At 73.7% G+C, this 20,716-nt stretch carries 17 protein-coding genes; 13 read left to right on the top strand and 4 right to left on the bottom strand.

From position 1 onward, the window contains the following. Nucleotide 1: 1 nt before the first annotated feature. From HNR21_RS25485 to HNR21_RS25465, 5 genes are all read left to right on the top strand, one after another. Nucleotides 2-1,150 carry a glycosyltransferase family 4 protein gene (locus HNR21_RS25485; RefSeq protein WP_182708830.1) on the top strand — a complete coding sequence of 383 codons (1,149 nt, stop codon included), beginning with the start codon at nt 2-4 and terminating at the stop codon, nt 1,148-1,150. Between the two features lie 186 nt (nt 1,151-1,336). Beyond that, a complete protein-coding gene (locus HNR21_RS25480) occupies nt 1,337-3,538 on the top strand; it encodes an acyl-CoA dehydrogenase family protein (RefSeq protein WP_182707198.1) in 2,202 nt (733 codons plus the stop codon). A gap of 121 nt (nt 3,539-3,659) precedes the next feature. Further along, nucleotides 3,660-4,187: a hypothetical protein gene (locus HNR21_RS25475; RefSeq protein WP_312881261.1), complete on the top strand. Its 528-nt coding sequence runs from the start codon at nt 3,660-3,662 to the stop codon at nt 4,185-4,187. Nucleotides 4,188-4,189: 2 nt separating this feature from the next. After that, complete coding sequence (locus tag HNR21_RS25470; protein WP_220501030.1) at nt 4,190-5,053, top strand: AAA family ATPase; 864 nt, start codon at nt 4,190-4,192, stop codon at nt 5,051-5,053. A gap of 6 nt (nt 5,054-5,059) precedes the next feature. Next, nucleotides 5,060-6,454, top strand: coding sequence for a vWA domain-containing protein (locus HNR21_RS25465; protein WP_119730743.1), 1,395 nt, complete (start codon nt 5,060-5,062; stop codon nt 6,452-6,454). On the opposite strand, the gene HNR21_RS25460 is transcribed toward HNR21_RS25465, so the two are convergent. Then, on the bottom strand, nt 6,422-7,834 hold the full coding sequence (locus HNR21_RS25460) for an MFS transporter (RefSeq protein ID WP_182707196.1): 1,413 nt from the start codon (nt 7,832-7,834) through the stop codon (nt 6,422-6,424). The two genes, HNR21_RS25465 and HNR21_RS25460, sit on opposite strands and share 33 nt — an antisense overlap. A 90-nt stretch (nt 7,835-7,924) precedes the next feature. Between HNR21_RS25460 and HNR21_RS25455 the strand changes: the two genes are divergently transcribed. Further along, the gene (locus tag HNR21_RS25455) at nt 7,925-8,422 is read left to right on the top strand and encodes a winged helix-turn-helix transcriptional regulator (protein WP_182707195.1); all 498 of its coding nucleotides are present in this window, start codon (nt 7,925-7,927) and stop codon (nt 8,420-8,422) included. Between the two features lie 6 nt (nt 8,423-8,428). Here the strand turns inward: HNR21_RS25455 and HNR21_RS25450 are convergent, their stop codons facing one another. Continuing rightward, on the bottom strand, nt 8,429-8,998 hold the full coding sequence (locus HNR21_RS25450) for a TetR/AcrR family transcriptional regulator (protein ID WP_182707194.1): 570 nt from the start codon (nt 8,996-8,998) through the stop codon (nt 8,429-8,431). 94 nt (nt 8,999-9,092) lie between these two features. Then, complete coding sequence (locus HNR21_RS25445; protein ID WP_119730739.1) at nt 9,093-9,446, bottom strand: SPW repeat protein; 354 nt, start codon at nt 9,444-9,446, stop codon at nt 9,093-9,095. 204 nt (nt 9,447-9,650) lie between these two features. Between HNR21_RS25445 and HNR21_RS25440 the strand changes: the two genes are divergently transcribed. From HNR21_RS25440 to HNR21_RS25410, 7 genes are all read left to right on the top strand, one after another. After that, the gene (locus tag HNR21_RS25440) at nt 9,651-11,288 is read left to right on the top strand and encodes an adenylate/guanylate cyclase domain-containing protein (RefSeq protein WP_182707193.1); all 1,638 of its coding nucleotides are present in this window, start codon (nt 9,651-9,653) and stop codon (nt 11,286-11,288) included. A gap of 138 nt (nt 11,289-11,426) precedes the next feature. Then, on the top strand, nt 11,427-12,713 hold the full coding sequence (locus tag HNR21_RS25435) for an ABC transporter substrate-binding protein (RefSeq protein ID WP_182707192.1): 1,287 nt from the start codon (nt 11,427-11,429) through the stop codon (nt 12,711-12,713). Between the two features lie 69 nt (nt 12,714-12,782). Continuing rightward, complete coding sequence (locus tag HNR21_RS25430) at nt 12,783-13,769, top strand: carbohydrate ABC transporter permease (RefSeq protein WP_182707191.1); 987 nt, start codon at nt 12,783-12,785, stop codon at nt 13,767-13,769. 2 nt (nt 13,770-13,771) lie between these two features. Next, nucleotides 13,772-14,620, top strand: a complete 849-nt coding sequence (locus HNR21_RS25425) for a carbohydrate ABC transporter permease (RefSeq protein WP_182707190.1) — start codon at nt 13,772-13,774, stop codon at nt 14,618-14,620. Nucleotides 14,621-14,682: 62 nt separating this feature from the next. Continuing rightward, nucleotides 14,683-17,019 (top strand): alpha-xylosidase, encoded by a 2,337-nt coding sequence (gene yicI / locus HNR21_RS25420; protein ID WP_182707189.1) that lies wholly within the window; start codon nt 14,683-14,685, stop codon nt 17,017-17,019. Continuing rightward, the gene (locus tag HNR21_RS25415; protein ID WP_182707188.1) at nt 17,016-18,419 is read left to right on the top strand and encodes a GH1 family beta-glucosidase; all 1,404 of its coding nucleotides are present in this window, start codon (nt 17,016-17,018) and stop codon (nt 18,417-18,419) included. Before yicI ends, HNR21_RS25415 begins: the two co-directional genes overlap by 4 nt. After that, nucleotides 18,416-19,615 (top strand): MFS transporter, encoded by a 1,200-nt coding sequence (locus tag HNR21_RS25410; protein ID WP_182707187.1) that lies wholly within the window; start codon nt 18,416-18,418, stop codon nt 19,613-19,615. Before HNR21_RS25415 ends, HNR21_RS25410 begins: the two co-directional genes overlap by 4 nt. Here the strand turns inward: HNR21_RS25410 and HNR21_RS25405 are convergent. Next, entirely contained in the window at nt 19,582-20,595 is a 1,014-nt protein-coding gene (locus HNR21_RS25405) for a LacI family DNA-binding transcriptional regulator (RefSeq protein WP_182707186.1), read from the bottom strand. The genes HNR21_RS25410 and HNR21_RS25405 overlap by 34 nt on opposite strands. Nucleotides 20,596-20,716: the final 121 nt, after the last annotated feature.

Genomic DNA, 20,716 nt, shown 5'->3' with positions numbered 1-20,716 from the left:
GATGAAGGTCGCGCTGGTGCTGGGGTCCAGCGCCGGGGGAGTGGGACGGCACGTCCGTTCGGTGGCCGCCGGGCTGGCGGAGCGCGGCGCGCGGGTCGCGGTGTGCGGTCCGGCCGGGACCGAGGAGCTGTTCGGGTTCGCCGCGGCGGGGGCCCGGTTCGCGGCGGTGGACATCGCCGACCGGCCCCGGCCGCTGTCGGACGCCCGCGCGGTGACCCGGCTGCGGCGGCTGCTGGCGGGCGCGGACGTGGTCCACGCGCACGGGCTGCGGGCCGGGGCGCTGGCGGTGGCGGCGTGCGCACGGGTCGCGCCGGGGCCGCTGCGGATCGGCCGCGGCAGGGTCCCGGTCGTGGTGACGCTGCACAACGCGCTGATCGCCGGCGGGGCGATCGGGGCGGCGTACCGGACTCTGGAACGGGTCGTCGCGGTGGGCGCCGACCAGGTCCTGGCGGTGTCGCCCGACCTGGAGGAGCGGATGCGCGCTCTCGGGGCGCGGCGGGTGGGGCGCGCGCTGGTGCCCTCGCCCGTTCCCGCCGGGCCCGCGCCGGGTCTGGCCGAGCGGGAGGCGATCCGCGCGGAGCTGGGCGTGGGGGACCGGCCGCTGCTGGTCACGGTGGGCCGGCTGGCCGAGCAGAAGGGGCTGCCGACCCTGCTGGACGCCGCCGCGGGCTGGGCGCGCCGCACCCCGCCGCCGCTGGTGGCCGTCGTCGGGGACGGGCCGCTGAAGGAGTCGCTGCGCGCCCGGATCGACGCCGAGGACCTGCCGGTCCGGCTGCTGGGCCGCCGCTCGGACGTGCCCGCGGTGCTGGCCGCCGCCGACGTCGCCGTGGTGCCCAGCGTGTGGGAGGGACAGCCGCTGATCGTCCAGGAGATCCTGCGCGCCGGGCGGCCGATGGTGGCCACCCGGGTCGGCGGGATCCCGGTGATGCTCGGGGCCGAACACGGCGGGGAGGCCGAGGCCGGGCTGCTGGTGCCCGCCGGGGACGCCGCCGCCCTGGAACGCGCGGTCGCGCGGATCCTCGACGATCCGGCGTTGGCGGTGCGGCTCGGCGCCGCGGCGGCGCAGCGGGCCACCGCGCTGCCCACCGAGGAGGACGCGGTGACCGAGCTGGCGGGCGTCTACCGGGCGCTGATCGGGCGGGCCGGGTAATCCGCGGCGGGAACTGCGTCGTCACCTGAGTGGCGGCGGCCGTGCGCGTCGGCCGAGCCTGGGAGCCCGCGCGGGAGGATGACTGTCGCTTCGACAGAATGCTGTTCTAGAATCTGCGTCGGAGCGTGCGCGGAACAGAACGGGCCACCCGCACGTCCAGCCACTGACCAGCAGAGAAGGTGACGAATGGCCATCGGGCTGACCGAAGAGCACGAGGCGCTCGCCGAGTCGGTACGCGGGTTCGCCGAGCGGTACATCTCCCCCCAGGTGGTTCGCGCCGCGCTGGACGCCGACACCGAGACCAGGCCGGCGTTCTGGTCCGCACTGGCCGAGCAGGGCCTGCTGGGCCTGCACCTGGCCGAGGAGCACGGCGGGCAGGGCTTCGGCACGCCCGAACTGGCCGTGGTGCTGGAGGAGCTCGGCCGCGCCGCCGCGCCCGGCCCGTTCCTGCCGACCGTGCTCGCCAGCGCCGCGATCGACGCGAGCGGCAACGACAAGGCCAGGGCCGAACTGCTGCCCGGGCTGGCCGACGGCTCCCGGACCGGCGCGCTGGCGCTGGCGGGCGGGCTGACCGGCCGCCGGGAGGGCGACTCCCTGGTGGTCTCCGGCGCCGCCGAGCCGGTGCTCGGCGGCGGGCCGGCCGACGTGCTGGTGCTGCCGGTGGACGTGGACGGCGGCCGGGAGTGGGTCGCGGTGGACGCCGCCGACCTGACCGTCACCCCGGTGGAGAGCCTGGACAAGGTGCGCCGGGTCGCCAAGGTCGAGGCCGCCGACGTGACCGTGGCCGCCGACCGGGTGCTGACCGGCCTGCGGACCGGCCGGGTGCGCGAGCTGGCCACCGTGCTGATGGGCGCGGAGACCGTGGGCGCCGCCTCCTGGTGCGTGACCACCGCGTCGGAGTACGCCAAGGTCCGCGAGCAGTTCGGCCGGCCGATCGGGCAGTTCCAGGGCGTCAAGCACAAGGCCGCCCGGATGCTCATCGCCCTCGAGCAGGCCCGCGCCGTGGTGTGGGACGCCTCCCGCGCCCTCGACGACGAACCGGCCCCCGAGACCGAGTTCGCCATCGCGGTCGCCGGCGCCATCGCCCCCGAGTCGTGCGTGCAGATCGCCCGCGACTGCATCCAGATCCTCGGCGGCATCGGCTTCACCTGGGAGCACGACGCCCACATCTACCTGCGCCGGGTGCTGAGCCTGCGAGCGCTGCTGGGCTCCGCCAAGGACCACGCGGCCGCCGTCGCCGCCCTCGGCCTGGCCGGGCACCGCCGGCCGATCGAGCTGGAGCTGGACGACGACACCCAGCCGCTGCGCGAGCGGATCCGCGCCGAGATCGCCGAGCTGGCCGCGCTCAAGGACGACAAGAAGGCCCTGCACCGCAAGATGGGCGACGAGGGCTGGACCGTCCCGCACTTCCCCCGGCCGTGGGGCCGCGGCGCCGGGCCGGTCGAGCAGATCCTCATCCAGCAGGAGCTGCGGGCCGCCGGGATCAAGCCGCCGAACCTGGTGATCGGCGCCTGGCTGGTGCCGTCCCTGGTCGCCTACGGCACCGAGGAGCAGAAGGAGCGCTTCCTGCGGCCCACGCTGCGCGGCGAGATGGTCTGGTGCCAGCTGTTCAGCGAGCCCGGCGCCGGCTCCGACCTGGCCTCGCTGTCGATGAAGGCCGAGAAGGTCGAGGGCGGCTGGAGGCTGACCGGCCAGAAGATCTGGACCTCGGTCGCCCACATGGCCGAGTGGGGCTTCTGCATCGCCCGCACCGACCCGGACGCCCCCAAGCACGAGGGCATCACCTACTTCCTGGTCGACATGAAGGCCGAGGGCGTGGACGTGCGCCCGCTGCGCGAGATGACCGGCGAGGCGCTGTTCAACGAGGTCTTCCTGGACGGGGTGTTCGTCCCGGACGACTGCGTGGTCGGCAGGGTCAACGAGGGCTGGAAGGTCGCCCGCAACACCCTCAGCAACGAGCGGGTGTCGCTGTCGACCGGCGGCGGCCTGGGCATGGGCGTGCCCGAGCTGCTGCAGTTCTTCGAGGGCGCCGAGCTGGACCCGGTGACCGCCGTGGAGGTCGGCAGGCTGATCGCGCAGGGCCAGTCCATCGACCTGCTGGCGCTGCGCACCACCCTCAAGCAGCTGAACGGGGTGGAGCCCGGCGCCGAGGCCAGCGTCCGCAAGCTGCTGGGCGTGCAGTTCAACCAGGACGTGGCCGACTACTGCTGGGCCGCGCAGGGGGCGGCGGCCGCCACCGAGGTGCCGCTGACCCGCAGCGGCATCGTGGCGCGGGCCATGCTGTTCAGCCGGGCGATGACGATCTACGGCGGCACCACCGAGGTGCAGCTCAACATCATCGGCGAGCGGCTGCTCGGCCTGCCCCGCGACCCCGAGCCCGGCAAGTAACGAGCCGGCGCTGAGCCCCGCGTCCCTCCGCCGCCCCTCCCGCGGGGGGACGCGGGCTCACGGCCGTGCCCGGAACGCCCCGGTTACACTGCGGCAGTCCCCCGACGATCCGGAGGTGCACGTGACCGGTCTGCCCCGCCCGGCCTTCCTGGTGACGATCGCGGCGACGGCGCTGGCCCTGGCGGCCTGCTCCGGCGGCGGTGGCGGCGGCTCCGGTCCGACCGGAGCGGCGGGCGGGCCGAACGGCGCCCCCGGCCGGACGGCCGGCGGCGGCCCGACCAGCGGGGTGCTGCCGTCCGGCGGCCCCGGCGGGCCGGGCCCGGTCACCGGCGCGGACGTGCCCATCACCGGCGCCCCGCTGCCGAAGGTCCGGACCGGCCAGGTCAAGCCCCTGGTCGGCAAGTGGGTCGGCAACGGGCAGGCCCAGGACTACTTCGTGTTCCGGGCCGACGGGACGGGCACCTGGATCGCCCACGGCCGCACCCTGTGGGCCGGCCAGGTGATCCCCGACGGGCCGAACCGGTTCCGTTTCTCCTGGGAGGGGACCGACCCGCAGGAGGCGTCCTTCTGGGGCGTCACGCTGGACGCCGGCGGCGAGCGGCTGGTGTTCGGCGGCACCAACCAGACCTACACCAAGGCGGCTTCGTGACTTTGTTCTCCTCACCGGCGGAGGTCGGACGGCGGCTCGGCGAGGTCGGCTACCTGGCCGACGACGCCATCGCGACCACCGTGTACCTGGCCGACGCCCTCGGCAAACCGCTGCTGGTCGAGGGCCCCGCCGGGGTCGGCAAGACCGAGCTGGCCAAGGCGGTGTCGGCGGCCACCGGCGCGGAGCTGGTCCGGCTGCAGTGCTACGAGGGCCTGGACGAGGCCCGCGCCCTGTACGAGTGGAACTACAAGAAGCAGCTGCTGCGGATCCAGGCCGCCCCCTCCGACCAGGCCTGGGAGACCACCCACGACGACATCTTCACCGAGGAGTTCCTGCTGGAGAGGCCGCTGCTGGCGGCGATCCGGCGGACCGACCCCACGGTGCTGCTGATCGACGAGACCGACAAGGCCGACGTCGAGGTGGAGGGGCTGCTGCTGGAGGTGCTGTCGGACTTCCAGGTCACCATCCCCGAGCTGGGCACCATCGCCGCCGCCCGCCGCCCGTTCGTGGTGCTGACCTCCAACGCCGCCCGCGAGCTGTCGGAGGCGCTCAAGCGCCGCTGCCTCTACCTGCACCTGGACTACCCCACGCCGGACCGGGAACGTGACATCGTGCTGGCCCGCGTCCCCGGCGTCGAGGCCGGGCTGGCCGAGCAGCTGGTCCGCACGGTCGGCGCGCTGCGCGCCCTGGACATCAAGAAGGCCCCGTCCATCGCCGAGACCGTCGACTGGGCCCGCACCCTGCTGGCGCTGGGGCTGGACGAGCTGGACGAGGCGGCCGTCGCGCGCACCCTCGGCGTGGTCCTCAAGCACGTCTCCGACCAGCAGCGGGCCGTCCGGGAGCTGGGGCTTCCGGCCGAGGGCTGAACCGCGATGGGCTCGCTGGTCGACCGGCACACCGGGTTCGTGGCGGCGCTGCGCGACGCCGGGCTGCCGGTGTCGGTGGCCGAGGGGCTGGACGCGGTGCGCGCGCTCGGCGTCATCGACCTGATCGACCGGGAGGCGCTGCGCGCCGCGTACGCGGCCACCCTGGTCAAGCGCCCGGCCCACCGCGCCACCTTCGACATGCTGTTCGACCTGTGGTTCCCGGCCGCGCTCGGCGACGGGGCGGCGCTGGGCGCCGAACGGGCCAGGGGCGCGCGGGTCGAACGGGACTCCTCCGTTCCGCCGGCGCTGGATCCGGAGGTCCAGGAGCACCGGCGGGAGCTGCGGGACCTGCTGCTGGACGGGGACGACGCCGCGCTCGCCCAGTTCGCCCGGGCCGCGGTCGGCCGGTACGGGCGCTCGCCCGGCCAGCGGTCCTGGTTCTCCTCCGGGGTGCTGCGGGCGCTGTCCCCGAGCACCCTGATGGCCTCGCTGCTGAACGCCGTGCTGCAGGGGCGGGAGCGCGGCGGGATGGCCGAACGGGTCGCCCGGCAGCGGTTCCGGGAGCGGATCACGCGGTTCGAGGAGATGGTCGCCACCGAGGTGCGGCGGCGCATCGCCGAGGACAGCGACGTGGAGCGCGCCGCCCGGCTGGCCGTCCGCCCGCCGCTGGAGCAACTGGACTTCAACCGGGCCGCCCGCGCCGACCTGGACGCGCTGCGCCGCGAGGTCTATCCGCTGGCGCGACGGCTGGCGACCCGGCTGGCCCGGCGGCAGCGGCTGGCCCGGCGCGGGCGGCTGGACTTCCGGCGCACCGTGCGGGCGTCGCTGTCGACCGGCGGGGTGCCGCTGACCACCCACCACCGGCCCCGCCGCCCGCACAAGCCCGAGCTGGTCATCCTGTGCGACGCCAGCGACTCGGTGGCCTCGTTCGCGCACTTCACGCTGCTGCTGACGTTCGCGCTGCGGGAGCAGTTCACCAGGGTGCGGGCGTTCGCGTTCATCGACACCACCGACGAGATCACCCGGTTCTTCGCGCCGGGCGTGGACGTGGCGGACGCGATGACCACCCTGGCCCGGGAGGCCGACCTGGTGTGGATCACCGGCCGCAGCAACTACGGTCACGCCATCAAGGTCTTCGACGACAAGTACCGCGACGCGATCACGCCGAAGACCTCGCTGCTGATCCTCGGCGACGCCCGGTCCAACTACGGCGAGCTGTCCCTGCCGATCCTGCGCCGCCTGGTCGACGCCGCCCGCAACGCCTACTGGCTCAACCCCGAGCCGCGCCGCCACTGGAACACCGGCGACTCGGCCGCCGGCGCCTACGGCGAGATCGTGCCGATGTACGAGTGCCGCAACCTCGCCCAGCTAACGGCCTTCATCGAGGACCTGGCGGGCTGACCCGCGCGCCGGCGCGACCGCGAGCGCGGTGGCCAGCGACAGCGCCGCCGTCACGGCCAGGGCCAGATCGACGCCGTGCGCGAGCGCCTCGGGACTCGCCGAGTGTCCCGCGCCCGCCGCGGCGATCGCCGCGACCAGCGCCACCCCGATCGCCGCCCCCGCGTACCGGGCGGTGTTGTTGGCCCCGGACCCCATCGCGGCCCGGTCGGCGGGAACGCTCCCGACCGCCAGCGCGGCCAGCGACGCGTTCGCCAGGCCGCTGCCCACCCCCGCCACGGCGAGTCCCGGCACCAGCCGCCACCACGTGTCGCCGGGACCGGCGCCCAGCATCATCGCCTGGCCCGCTCCGGACAGCAGCATGCCCACCGCGAGCCGGTGGCGTGCGGTGAACCGCACCGGCAGGCGCCCCGCCTGCAACGCCACCGCGAACGCCACCCCCGACCAGGAGACGAACAGCACGGACGCCCCCAGCGGGGTCAGCCCCAGCGTCCGCTCCAGCACCGACGACAGGTAGCTGAACATCCCGATCACGGCGATCCCGGTCATCAGCGCCCCGAGCGAGGCCGCCGCGAACCCCCGGTGCCGCAGCAGCCGCAGGTCCACCATCGGCTCCCGCCGCCGCAGTTCCACCGCGGTGAACGCCGCCAGCAGCACCGCCGCGACGATCAGCAGCCCGATCACGTGCGGGCCGTCCCATCCGCCGCGGCCGAGCGTGAGCGCCGTCATCAGCGCGGTCACCCCCGCGGTCAGCGTCAGCGCGCCCGGCAGGTCCAGCCCGCGCCGCCGCCCGGCCCGCGACTCCGGGACCAGCCGCGCCCCCAGCGCCAGCGGGACCGCCAGCACCGCGGCCAGCCAGTACCACGACCGCCACCCCACCGTCTGCACCGGCAGCGAGGCGGCGATCGGCCCCAGCGCGATCCCCGCGCTGAGCATCGCGCCCCAGACGCCGGTGGCGCGGGTCCGTTCGGCGCCGCCGGGGAAGGCGTGGCCCAGGATGCCCAGCCCGGCCGCCAGGAGGGCGGCGCTGGCGGCCCCCTGCGCGATCCGTCCCGCGACGAAGACCGCGGCGTTGGGCGCCGCCGCGCACAGCGCGCTGGCCAGCGCCAGCGCGACCGCGCCGAGGGCGAACACCCGCCGCCGCCCGTGGTCGTCGGCCAGGCTCCCGGCGACCAGCAGCGTCGCGGTCAGCCCCAGGTTGATCCCGCCGAGCAGCCAGATCCGCGCGGCCTCGCCCGCCCCCAGCCCGGCCGCGGTCGCCGACAGGGTGGTCATCGGCGCGCAGTAGTTCATCAGCGCCAGCAGGGTGGCCGCACCCGGCAGCGCGAGCGCCGCCCGGCGGGCCCCGGCCGTCCGGACGGGCGGCGGCAGCACGGTGGCCATGGCATCTCCAGTTCAATGAACGAACCAAGTGGGTCATGACGGTAGCACGACTCGGTTCGGTCACTGAACCGCCCTGGGTAGGATCGGGACATGGCGCTGGGCAAGGACTACGAGGGGCAGGACTGCGCGCTGGCCCGCGCGCTGGAGATCGTGGGGGAGCGCTGGACCCCGCTCATCCTCCGCGACGCGTTCTACGGGGTGCGGCGCTTCTCCGACTTCCTGGCTCACCTCGGCATTCCCCGCGCGGTCCTGGCGTCCCGGCTGCAGGCGCTGGTGGAGGCGGGCGTGCTGGTCAAGCACGGCCACGACTACGAGCTGACCGAACGGGGCCGGGAGCTGTGGCCCGCCCTGCACGCGCTCGCCCGGTGGGGGGAGCGCCACTTCAGCGAGTCCGGGCCGACCCGTCTCTTCGAGCACGCCTCCTGCGGCACCCGGCTGGACCCCGACGGGACCTGCCCGGTCTGCGGGGGGCCCGTTCCGCCCGAGAGCGTGCGGATGCGGCCCGCGCCCGGCCGCCCGGTGCGGGACGACCCGGTGAGCCGGGCCCTCGCGGAGCCGCGGCGGCTGCTGGAGCCCGTGCGACGGTGACCCCGGTCAGCCGCCCAGGGAACGGGCGATCAGATCGGCGACGGCGTCGGGGTCGACGTGGTGGCCGGTCAGATGGGCCAGGTTCTCCTGGTAGAGCAGGACGGCGGTGAAGGTGGCGGCGGCGGCCTCCAGGCGGGCGGCGTCGCCGCGGGCGCCGGGCAGGGCGATCTCCAGGGCGGTACGGGCGCGGTGCAGGACGGCCCGGTTGAGGGCGTGCAGCCGGTCGCGGACCGAACGGTGGGTGTCGGCCTCGCGGAACAGGATCCGCCGCATCGCGGGGGAGGCGCGCAGCGGGAGACGGCGGGCCAGCCGCGCCAGCGCGCCGGCCGGGTCGCCGGGGGAGCCCTCGGGGACCGGGGAGCCGGGCTCCTCGATGTGGGTGCGCTCCTCGACCAGCGCCACCAGCAGGTCGATCTTCTGCGGGAAGTAGTGGAACACCAGGCCCTTGGGCACCCCGGCGCGCCGCGCCACCCGGGCGGTGGCGGTGGCCTCGTAACCGTCGGCGGCGAACAGTTCCTCGGCGGCGTCCAGGATCCTGGTCCGGGCGTCGCCCCTGCCGCGCCCGCGTCTCCTCATCGGTCCCCCCTTCGCGCGATGCGGTCTCGGTCATGTCCCGGTCATGGCGGAGGCCCCCGGTCGCGCCCGCGCCGGGGGCCGTGTGAGAGCCGGGTCAGGCGGCGGCCCGTTCGCCCGCCGACGACCGCGCCACGGCGGGCTGCGCCGCCGTCCACAGGCCGACCGCGGTCGCCGCGCCGCCGGCCAGCCACGCCGTCCAGGCCGCGGCGCCCTCGCCGGTGAAGCCGAACGCCCACGGCGAGACGAACACCAGCACCGCGAACGCGGTGGTCGTCCACGCCGACGGGCCCGCCGCGCCGAGCAGCGCGTACAGCCCCGCCAGCGCCAGCAGCGCCCCCAGCACCATCAGGGGCTGCCGGCCGGCGTCGTCGGCCCACAGCTCCGGAGCCAGGGCCGCCGCGAGTCCCGCCACGAACGCCACCGCGTCCTGCCACGCGAACCTGCCCATAGGTCACCTCCCGGAGATCCCTTTTGGACTGTTTCGTCCTGTTCTAGGGATGCCTGATCGACCGCCCGGTCAACCTCTCCGGAAGAGAGCAAGACCCTTACCCGGCCCGGGTATCCGGCCGTGCCGCCGCCGTGGCTCCGTCGGCGGGCGACGTGCCGGGACCCCGTCCCTGAGGCCGGGGGGAACGGGCTAGTCTGCACCGGTATGGACTGGGACGGGCCGCTGCCGGTCATGCCGCCGCACCGCCGCTGGAGCCTGCTCGGCCCGCTGCTGCGGCTGATCGACGGTCCGGCCCGCACCACCCCGGCCCGCGTCGCCCAGCGCGCCCGGGTCCTGGTGACCGTCTGCACCGGGATCGCCAACCTCGGCGGCGCCCTGGTGGTCCTGCTGTTCACCATGCTGGTCGTGCCCACCCCGGAGGCCGGCTCGGACCGGCTGCGGCTGGTCAACCTGGTGGTCTTCACCGGCTACGTGATCGCCGCCGTGCCGGTCGGGCTGCTGCTGGGCGAACGGTTCTTCCGCCGGGTGCGGCGGCTGGTGGAGGGCGACGGGATCCGCGACGAGCGCGCCGGGTTCGTGCTGCTGTACGGGCCGCTGCGGCTGATGGCCCTGCACCTGGCGCTGTGGACGGTCGGCACGGTGGGCTGGGTGGTGATCAACGCCCCGTTCTCGGCGCTGCTGGCGTTCAAGGTCGGCATCACCGGCCTGCTCGGCGGGCTGACCACCTGCACCATCGTCTACCTGCTCACCGAGCGGATCCTGCGCCGGGCGGTCACCACCGCGCTGCGCGCCGAGGTGCCGCGCCGCACCGGGCTGCCCGGGGTGGTCGCCCGGTCCATGCTGGCCTGGGCGCTGGGCACCGCGGTGCCGCTGCTCGGGCTGATCGCGCTGGCGGTCGGGGCGTTCCTGATCGACGACCCCGACGTGGAGGACCTGGCGGTCGGGACGCTCGCGCTGGCCTGCACCTCCCTGGCGGTCGGGTTCGGGGTCACCTACGTCGCCGCCCGCGCCATCGCCGACCCGGTCGAGTCGGTCCGCTTCGCCATGGCCCGGGTGGAGCGCGGCGACCTGGCCGCCGAGGTCCCGGTCTACGACGGCAGCGAGATCGGGCTGCTGCAGGCCGGGTTCAACCACATGGTCGCCGGGCTGCGCGAGCACGAGCGGCTGCGCGACCTGTTCGGCCGCCAGGTCGGCGAGGACGTCGCCAAGCTCGCCCTGGAGCGCGGGATCGAGCTGGGCGGGGAGACCCGCGAGGTCGCGGTGATCTTCGTGGACATCATCGGGTCGACCCGGCTGGCCGCCGACCGGCCGCCGACCGAGGTGGTCGGCCTGCTCAACCGGTTCTTCGCGGTGGTGGTCGAGGTGGTCGGCCGGCACGGCGGGTTCGTCAACAAGTTCGAGGGCGACGCCGCGCTGGCCATCTTCGGCGCGCCGCTGGACCTGCCGGACGCCCCCACCCGCGCGCTGCGCGCGGCCCGCGAGCTGGCCGCCCGGCTGCGCGCCGACGTGCCCGAACTGCAGGCCGCGGTGGGGGTGTCGGCCGGGGAGGCGGTGGCCGGGCACATCGGCGCGGAGGAGCGCTTCGAGTACACCGTGATCGGCGACCCGGTGAACGAGGCGGCCCGGCTGACCGACCTGGCCAAACGGACGCCGGAACGGGTGCTGGCCGCCGGTTCGGTGGTCGCCGGGGCCGATCCGGCCGAGGCGGAGTGCTGGGCGCCGGGCGAGGAGGTCACCCTCCGCGGGCGGACCCGGACCACCACGCTGGCCCGCCCCCGCGGGCCCCGTCCGGCCGCCCCGCGGACGTCACCTGCGGGACCGCCTCGGGAAATCGGCGCGTAACACACCATTGACATGTGACCCGTCTCGCTCCTACCGTCCTCCCTATCGCACTGTCGAAGCGCTTCGACAAAGCGCTTCGACACCCCCGACCTGCTTGCCTCGGGGCGCGAGCGGTCACCCCACCGCTGGAGGATACGAATGGTGAAGGTACGCAAGGTCGCGGCCGCCCTGGCGGCACTGGCCGCCGCCGCGACGACGCTGGCGGCCTGTGGAGGCTCGGACGGCGGGTCCGACCCGAACGTGCTGCGGCTGTGGCACTACGAGGGCCCCGACAGCGCCATGGGGGTCGCCTGGAACCAGGCCATCAAGGAGTTCGAGCGCACCCACCCGGGCGTCAAGGTCAAGTTCGAGGAGAAGGGCTTCGAGCAGATCCAGAAGACCGCGCCCATGGTGCTCAACTCCAAGGACGCCCCCGACCTCATGGAGTACAACAAGGGCAACGCCACGGCCGGGCTGCTGTCCAGGCAGGGTCTGCTGACCGATCTCACCCCCGAGGTCACCAAGCGCGGCTGGGACAAGCTCGTCCCCGCCGGCGTCCAGGTCACCGCCAAGTACGACGCCAAGGGCACCATGGGCGGCGACAAGTGGTTCGGCGTCCCCAACTACGCCGAGTACGTGCAGGTCTACTACAACAAGGACCTGTTCGAGAAGCACGGTGTCAAGGTCCCGACCACCTTCGCCGAACTCGTCTCCGCCATGGACCAGTTCGTCGCCAAGGGCGTCACCCCGCTGACCAACGCCGGCGCCGAGTACATGGCGCAGCAGTTCGTCTACCAGCTCGCTCTCACCAGGGCCGACCGTGCCTGGGTCGACTCCTACCAGCGCTACACCGCCAAGGTGAACTTCAAGGACCCCGCCTGGACCTACGGCGCCACCACGTTCGCCGACTGGGTCAAGAAGGGCTACATCGCCAAGACCTCCGTCGGCGCCAAGGCCGAGGACGCCGGGGTGGCGTTCATGCAGGGCAAGTACCCGATGATGTTCTCCGGCAGCTGGTGGTTCGGCCGCGTCGCCGCCGAGGCCAAGTTCGAGTGGGACACCTTCGTGTGGCCCGACTCGAAGATGACGCTCGGCTCCGGCGGCAACCTGTGGGTCGTCCCGCAGGGCTCCAAGAACAAGCAGCTGGCCTACGACTTCATCGACATCACGATGAAGAAGCAGATCCAGAACGCCCTGGGCAACGCCGGCGGCATCCCGGTCGCGGCCGACAGCGGCGCGATCACCAACCCGCAGGCCAAGAAGCTGATCGACAACTTCAACCAGCTGGCCGGCAGCGACGGCCTGGCCTACTACCCCGACTGGCCGGTCGCCGGGTTCTACGACACCTGGGTGTCGGAGGTGCAGAAGCTGATGAACGGCTCGGCCACCCCCGACGAGGTGCTGGGCAACCTCCAGAAGGCCTACGACGAGGGCCTGCCCAAGTAGATCGGCGGGCGGCCCGGGGGCGGGCGAACACCTCCCCGCCCGCCCCCGCCGCGGTGAGAGAGGCCAGAGATGACTCGACCAGCGGACGTGACGGCCACGTCCTCGCCCGGGACCGCCCCGGACCGGCCCGCCCCCGCCGCCGGACCGGTCAAGACCGGCGGCGCGGCGCGCCCCCGGCGGGAGATCCCCTACGCGCTGTTCCTGGTCCCCGGCGGGCTGCTGCTGCTCGCGGTGATCATCGTCCCGTTCGTGATGAACGCCGCCATCAGCCTCACCGAGTGGCCGGGCGTGGGGGACCCGAAGTTCGTCGGGCTGGACAACTACACCGAACTGGCCGGCGACGCGGAGTTCTGGGCGTCGTTCCGGCACAACATCGCGGTCACCCTGGCCATGGCGGTGATCCCGACGTTCATCGGGCTGGTGCTGGCCGCCGGGCTGTTCGACTACATCGGCAAGCGGTTCGGGCCGCGGACGGCGGCGTTCCTGCGGGCCTGCATCTACCTGCCGCAGGTGCTGCCGATCGCGGTCGCCGGGATCGTGTGGAGCTGGATCCTGGCCCCCGAGGACGGCGCGCTGAACGCGCTGCTGGGCGGGGTCGGGCTGGAGTCGCTGCAGCAGGACTGGCTGGGCGACCCGGGCAGGGCGCTGTACAGCGTGATGGGCGTGATGGTCTGGGTGCAGATCGGCTTCCCGCTGGTGATCTTCATGTCCGGGCTGCAGCGGGTGGACCCGGCGCTGTACGAGGCCGCCGAGATCGACGGGGCCTCCTGGTGGCGGCGGTTCTGGCACGTGACGATCCCGCAGATCCGGCCGGAGATCTTCGTGTCGCTGCTGTGGTGCACCATCGCCTCGCTCAAGGCGTTCGCGTTCATCTACGTGCTCACCAAGGGCGGGCCCGGCGGGGCCACCAGCGTCCCGTCGTACTACTCGTTCGAGAACTTCTTCGACAACACCCGGGTCGGGTACGGCGCCGCCGTGGCCACCGTGCTCGCCCTGATCATCATCGCGCTGACCGTGGTGTTCCTGCGGCGGCAGAGCAAGGGCGAGGAGGGCTGAGCATGGCGACCGCACAGGCCGGCGCACGCCGGTACGGGCCGGGCCGGTACGCGGTGCTGACGGCCTACCTGGTGCTGGCCGTGGTGATGCTGGTGCCGTTCGCGATCGTGCTGCTGAACGCGGTCAAGACGCCCCAGGAGTACTCCACCAACGGCCCGCTGGCGCTGCCGGAGGGGATCCACCTGGACGGCCTGGTCGACTTCTGGAACCGGGTCGACTACGGCGAGAAGCTGGTCAACAGCGTGCTGATCAGCGGCTCGGTGGCGGTGCTGGCGGTGGTGCTGTCGGTGCTGAACGCCTACGCGCTGGGCATCGGCCGCGTCAAGGGCCGGCTGTGGATCCTGGTGCTGTTCCTGATGGCCAACACGCTGCCGCAGGAGGCGCTGGTCTACCCGCTGTACTTCCTGGCCAAGCAGGTCGGGCTGTACGACACCCGGATCAGCGTGATCATCGTCTTCACCTGCATCCAGACCGCGTTCGGCACCTACCTGCTGTCGTCGGTGCTGTCCGGGTTCCCCCGGGAGATCCTCGAGGCGGCCCGGATCGACGGCGCGGGCCGGCTGCAGGTGCTGCTTCGGGTGGTGGTCCCGGTCAGCCGGCCGACCCTGGCGGTGCTGCTGGTGTTCTTCTTCATCTGGACCTGGAACGAGTTCCTGATCCCGCTGGTGTTCCTGGTGTCCAACGAGACCCAGACCGTGTCGGTCGCGCTCGGCGTGCTGCAGGGCCAGCGGCTGATGGACGCCACCATGACCAGCGCCTCCGCGCTGCTGGGCGTGCTGCCGACCATCGCCTTCTTCCTGATCTTCCAGCGGACCCTGACCCGCGGCATCACCGTGGGCGCGATCAAGTAGCGATCAAGCAGCCCGCCTCCCCAGAGCAGACGGCTCCCCGTACCGAAAGGCACGCGCTTTTCATGAAGTTCACCGATGGCTACTGGCTGATGCGGCCCGGCGTCCACCCGATCTACCCCGTCGAGGTCCTCGACGTCGCCACCGGCCCCGGCCGGCTGACCGCCTACGCCCCCGGCCAGCACATCCGCGACCGCGGGGACCTGCTCAAGGGGCCGATGGTGACGGTCGAGCTGGCCGCGCCGATGGCCGACGTCGTCAAGGTCACGGTCACCCACTTCGCCGGCGCGGCCGAACGGGGACCGCGGTTCGAGATCGCCGAGGACGAGGGGGCCGCGGCCGCCGCCGTGGTCCGCTGCGACGCCGACTTCGCCGAGCTGACCTCGGGGGCGCTGACGGCGCGGATCGACCGGCGGACCAGGAGCTGGGGGCTGGACTTCCTCGCCGAGGGGCGGGAGCTGACCCGCAGCGGCTTCAAGGCGATGGCGGTCATCGACACCGACGAGGGCCGCCACTTCGTCCGCGAGCAGCTCGACCTGCAGGTGGACCACTTCGTGTACGGGCTCGGCGAGCGGTTCGGCCCGCTGGTCAAGAACGGCCAGGTCGTCGACATCTGGAACGCCGACGGCGGCACCGCCAGCGAGCAGGCCTACAAGAACGTGCCGTTCTTCCTCACCAACGCCGGCTACGGGGTGTTCGTCGACCACCCGGGGCACGTGTCGTTCGAGGTGGCCTCCGAGGCGGTCTCGCGGGTGCAGTTCAGCGTCGAGGGCCAGTCGATGGAGTACTACTTCATCTACGGGCCGACGCCCAAGGACATCCTGCGCAAGTACACCGCGCTCACCGGCCGCGCCCCCCGGGTCCCCGCCTGGTCGTACGGGCTGTGGCTGACCACCTCGTTCACCACCTCCTACGACGAGGACACCGTCACGAGCTTCATCGAGGGGATGGCCGAGCGGGACCTGCCGCTGAGCGTGTTCCACTTCGACACGTTCTGGATGCGCGAGTACCACTGGTGCGACTTCGAGTGGGACCCGCGGACCTTCCCCGACCCGCGCGGCATGCTCGCCCGGCTCAAGGAACGGGGCCTGAGGATCTGCGTGTGGATCAACCCCTACGTCGGGCAGCGCTCGAAGCTGTTCGAGGAGGGCAAGGCCCGCGGCTACCTGCTCAGGCGGCCCAACGGCGACGTGTGGCAGTGGGACCACTGGCAGCCCGGCTGCGCGATCGTGGACTTCACCAACCCCGAGGCGCGGCAGTGGTGGACCGACAAGCTGGACGCGCTGCTGGACATGGGCGTGGACTGCTTCAAGTCCGACTTCGGCGAGCGCATCCCCGCCGAGGACGTGGCCTGGTACGACGGCTCCGACCCGGAGCGGATGCACAACTACTACACGTACCTGTTCAACGAGACCGTCTTCGAGCTGCTGCGCAAGCGGCGCGGCGAGGGCGAGGCGGTGGTGTTCGCCCGGTCGGCCACGGTCGGCGGCCAGCGGTTCCCGGTGCACTGGAGCGGCGACTGCGAGTCGACGTTCGCGGCGATGGGGGAGAACCTGCGCGGCGGCCTGTCGCTGGGCATGTCGGGGTTCGGCTACTGGAGCCACGACATCGGGGGGTTCGAGGGCACTCCCGACGCCGGGATCTTCAAGCGCTGGATCGCGTTCGGGCTGCTGTCGTCGCACAGCCGGCTGCACGGCAGCGGCTCCTACCGGGTGCCGTGGCTGTTCGACGAGGAGTCGGTGGACGTGCTGCGCTCGTTCACCCGGCTGAAGATGCGGCTGATGCCGTACCTGCTGCGCGCCGCCGGGCAGGCCCAGAACGAGGGCGTGCCGATCATGCGGGCGATGGTGCTGGAGTTCCCCGGCGACCCGGCCTGCACCCATCTGGAACGCCAGTACATGCTGGGCGACGACCTGCTGGTGGCCCCGGTGTTCTCCCGGGACGGCGAGGTCTCCTACTACGTGCCCGAGGGGACGTGGACCCACCTGCTGACCGGCCGGACCGTCGAGGGGCCGCGGTGGGTGACCGAGCGGCACGGCTTCGACAGCATCCCGCTGCTGGTGCGGCCCGGCGCGGTCGTCCCGTTCGGGGCGGTGGACGACCGGCCCGAGTACGACTACGCGAGCGGGGTGACGCTGCGGGTCTACCGGCCGGTGGAGGGCGCCGAGGTGGTCACCGAGATCCCGGCGGCCGACGGGACCGTGGCGCGGATCTTCTCCACGACGCGCCGGGACGGCATGATCACGGTGGAGGCCAGTCCCGGCGGTCCCTGGCGGGTCCTGCTGGCGGGGGTCCGCGACGTGCGGTCGGTACGGGGCGGCACGGCGCGCGCCGACGAGCAGGGGGTGCTGGTGGAGGCGCAGGAGGCGACAGTGACGATCGAACTGGGGGATCGGACATGACCGAGCAGGACCTGCCCACCGGCTTCCCGGCCGGCTTCCTGTGGGGGGCGGCCACCGCCGCCTACCAGATCGAGGGCGCGGCGGGCGAGGACGGGCGGGAGCCGTCCATCTGGGACACCTACAGCCATACCCCCGGCCGGGTGCTGAACGGCGACACCGGCGACGTGGCCGCCGACCACTACCACCGGTGGGCCGACGACGTCCGGATCATGGCGGAGCTGGGGCTGATGGCCTACCGGTTCTCCATCGCCTGGCCGCGGATCATGCCCGGCGGGACGTTCAACCCCAAGGGCGCCGACTTCTACTCGCGGCTGGTGGACGCCCTGCTGGAACGGGGCATCGCGCCGGTCGCCACCCTCTACCACTGGGACCTGCCGCAGCACCTGGAGGACGCCGGCGGCTGGCCGGTGCGCGACACCGCGCTGCGGTTCGCCGAGTACGCCGAGGCGATCGGCCGGGTGCTCGGCGACCGGGTGCACACCTGGACGACGCTGAACGAGCCCTGGTGCTCGGCGTTCCTGGGGTACGGGTCGGGCGTCCACGCGCCCGGCCGCACCGACGCCGCCGCCGCGATCGCCGCCGCCCACCATCTCAACCTCGGCCACGGCCTGGCCATTGAGGCGCTGCACTCGGTGGCCGGGCCGCAGGCCCGCTACTCGGTCACCCTCAACCTGCATCATGTGCGGAGCGCTTCCGAGGCCGAGGCCGATGTGGACGCGGCCCGGCGGGTGGACGGCATCGCCAACCGGATCTTCCTGGACCCGATGCTGACCGGTCGCTACCCCGACGACCTGCGCGAGGACACCGCCGCGATCACCGACTGGGGGTTCGTCCGGGACGGCGACGAGAGGACCATCGCGGTCCCGCTGGACGTGCTCGGGGTGAACTACTACGCGCCGACGCTGGTCCGCCGCTGGGATGGGAGCGCTCCCAAACAGACCGCGGACGGGCACGGCGCCAGCGCGCACACCGCCTTCCCCGGCTGCGAGGACGTCGAGTTCCTGGCCCAGCCCGGCCCGTACACCGCGATGGGCTGGCCCATCGACGCCACCGGGCTGACCGAGCTGCTGCTGCGGCTGCACCGCGACCACCCCGGCACCCCGCTGATGATCACCGAGAACGGGGCGGCGTTCGACGACCGGGTGGACGCCGACGGGCGGGTCCGCGACGAGCGCCGCGTCGCCTACCTGCGCGACCACATCGGCGCGGCCAAGGCCGCCCTGGAGGCCGGGGTCGACCTGCGCGGCTACTTCGTGTGGTCGCTGATGGACAACTTCGAATGGGCGTACGGCTACTCGCGGCGCTTCGGGATCGTGCACATCGACTACGAGAGCCAGCAGCGCACCTGGAAGGACAGCGCGCACTGGTACCGGCGGGTGATCGCCGCGAACACGCCATGAGGGCCGTCGCGGCGGTCGTCGCCCTGGCGGTGGCGGCCTTCTGCTTCGGCACGACCGAGAGCCTGCCGGTCGGGCTGCTCCCGCTCATCGCCGGCGACCTGGCGGTCTCCACCTCGGCGGTGGGGCTGCTGGTCACCGGCTACGGGCTGACCGTCGCGGTGGTGTCGGTGCCGCTGACCAAGGTCACCGGGCGGATCCCGCGCCGGTACCTGCTGTCGGGGCTGCTGGCGGTGTTCGCGGCGGCCACCTGCGTGTCGGCGGCGGCCTCCGGGTACTGGGTCCTGCTGGCCGCCCGGGTGGTGACGGCGCTGTCCCAGGCGGTGTTCTGGCCGGTGGCGGTGGTGGCCGCGGCCGGGCTGTTCTCGCCCCGGGTGCGCGGCCGGGCGGCGTCGTTCGTGTTCGCCGGCGGGTCGCTGGCGGTGGTGCTGGGCGTGCCGCTGGGCACCTGGCTCGGCCAGCAGACCAGTTGGCGGGTCGCGTTCTGGGTGCTCGGCGGCGTCGGGATGGTCGCGTTCGCGGTCATCGCCGTGCTGCTGCCGACCAGCGACCCGGGCGACAGCCACGCCGCCACGGCCACCGCCCCCGACGCCCGCCGGTTCCGGGCGCTGCTGGCGGTCATCGCGTTCGGGGTCGGCGGGGTGTTCACGTTCCTGACCTACATCACCGCGTTCGTCACGGAGGTCTCCGGGTTCTCCGAGGCGGCCATCACCCCGCTGCTCATGGCGAACGGCGTCGCCGACGTGATCGGGCTGGCCTGCTCGGCGGCGCTGGTCGACCGGGGCCCGCGCGCCCTGCTGGCCGCGGCGGCGGGGATGCTGACCACGGCCCTGCTGGGGCTGTACGCGTTCGGGCCCCGTCCGGCGATGACGGTGGTGATGGTCGTCCTGCTGGGGTTGGCGCTGCCCTGCCTGGCCACCGCGATACAGGCCCGGGTGCTGGAGGTGGCGCCCGGCAGCACCGACGTGGCGTCGGCGGCCGCGTCGGCGGCGTTCAACGTCGGGATCGGCGGCGGTGCGCTGCTCGGCGGGCTGCTGCTGCCCTGGCTCGGCGTCCGCACGGTGGCGCTGGCCGGGGCGGTCTCGGTGGCCTGCGCGCTGGCGGTGCTGGCCGCCGAACGGGCCGGTGGGCGGGACGGCGGACGAGCGGGCGGGCGGGCCGCCGATCAGGTGCGCGAGGGCGGCGGCGCGGTGCTGTGACCGGGCAGCAGGCTCGGCGGGATCAGCGTGGCGTCCGGCACGTCCCGGCCGTTCAGCTTGTCCATCAGCAGTTCGACCGCGCGGCGGCCCATCTCCTCGGCCGGGATCGGCACCATGGCCGGCGCGGGCGTCACCTGGGCGGCCAGTTCCTTCGGCCCCAGCGCCACCACCGACATGTCCCGCGGCACCGCCACGTCCAGCTCGCGCAGCGCCTGCAGCAGCGGCGGCACGGCCGGCTCGTTGTGCACGACCAGCCCGGTGACCTCCGGGTGCTCGGCGACCAGCTCCTTGGCGGTGGCCTGCACCGCCTCGTGGGACGGCTCGCAGCTGCGCACCACGGCGCGCAGCCCGCGGCGGGCGGCGGCCTCCTCGAACCCGGCGACGGTGCGGCGGGCGAACCCGGTGCCGCGCTCCAGCACCCCGGCCGGGGGGCCGACCAGCGCCACGGCGGTGTGGCCGAGATCGGCCAGATGGTCCACGCACATCCCGGCGGCGGCGGCGAAGTCCAGGTCCACGCAGGTCAGCCCGGCCGAGTCGGCGGGGAAGCCGATCAGCACCGAGGGCAGCCCCAGCTCCCGCAGCACCGGGACGCGCGGGTCGTGCAGCTCGACGTCCATCACGACGACCGCGTCGACCAGGGCCGACCGGGTCACCCGGTGCAGGCCCTCCACGCCCTCGTCGTTGGTCAGCAGCAGCACGTCGTGGTCGTGGCCGCGCGCGGCGGTCACGATGGCCATCGCGATCTGCAGCAGGATCGGCACGTGCATGTCGGTGCGCAGCGGCAGCACCAGCGCCACCACGTTGGCCCGGCTGCTGGCCAGGGCGCGCGCGCCGGCGTGCGGGTGGTAGCCGAGGGCCTTGATGCTGGCCTCCACCCGTTCCCGGGTCGCCGCGGAGATCGCCCGCTTGCCGCTGAGCACGTAGGAGACCGTGCTGGGCGAGACGCCCGCATGCCGGGCGACGTCCGCGATGGTGACCATCGGCTCCCTTCCACGCCGGGGCATCGAAGCGCTTCGATTCGCCGAATCTAAGGCCGCCGCGCTCTCGACGCAAGCCTTCCTCTCACTATGGCACGCCATCGGGCCGGTGCCGGGCGAGGTC

Origin of the sequence: Thermomonospora cellulosilytica, from assembly GCF_014138835.1 — a bacterium.
GTDB lineage: Bacteria > Actinomycetota > Actinomycetes > Streptosporangiales > Streptosporangiaceae > Thermomonospora > Thermomonospora amylolytica.
Note: the sequence above shows the minus strand (reverse complement) of the source record. Positions and strands in the feature narration are given on the sequence as shown.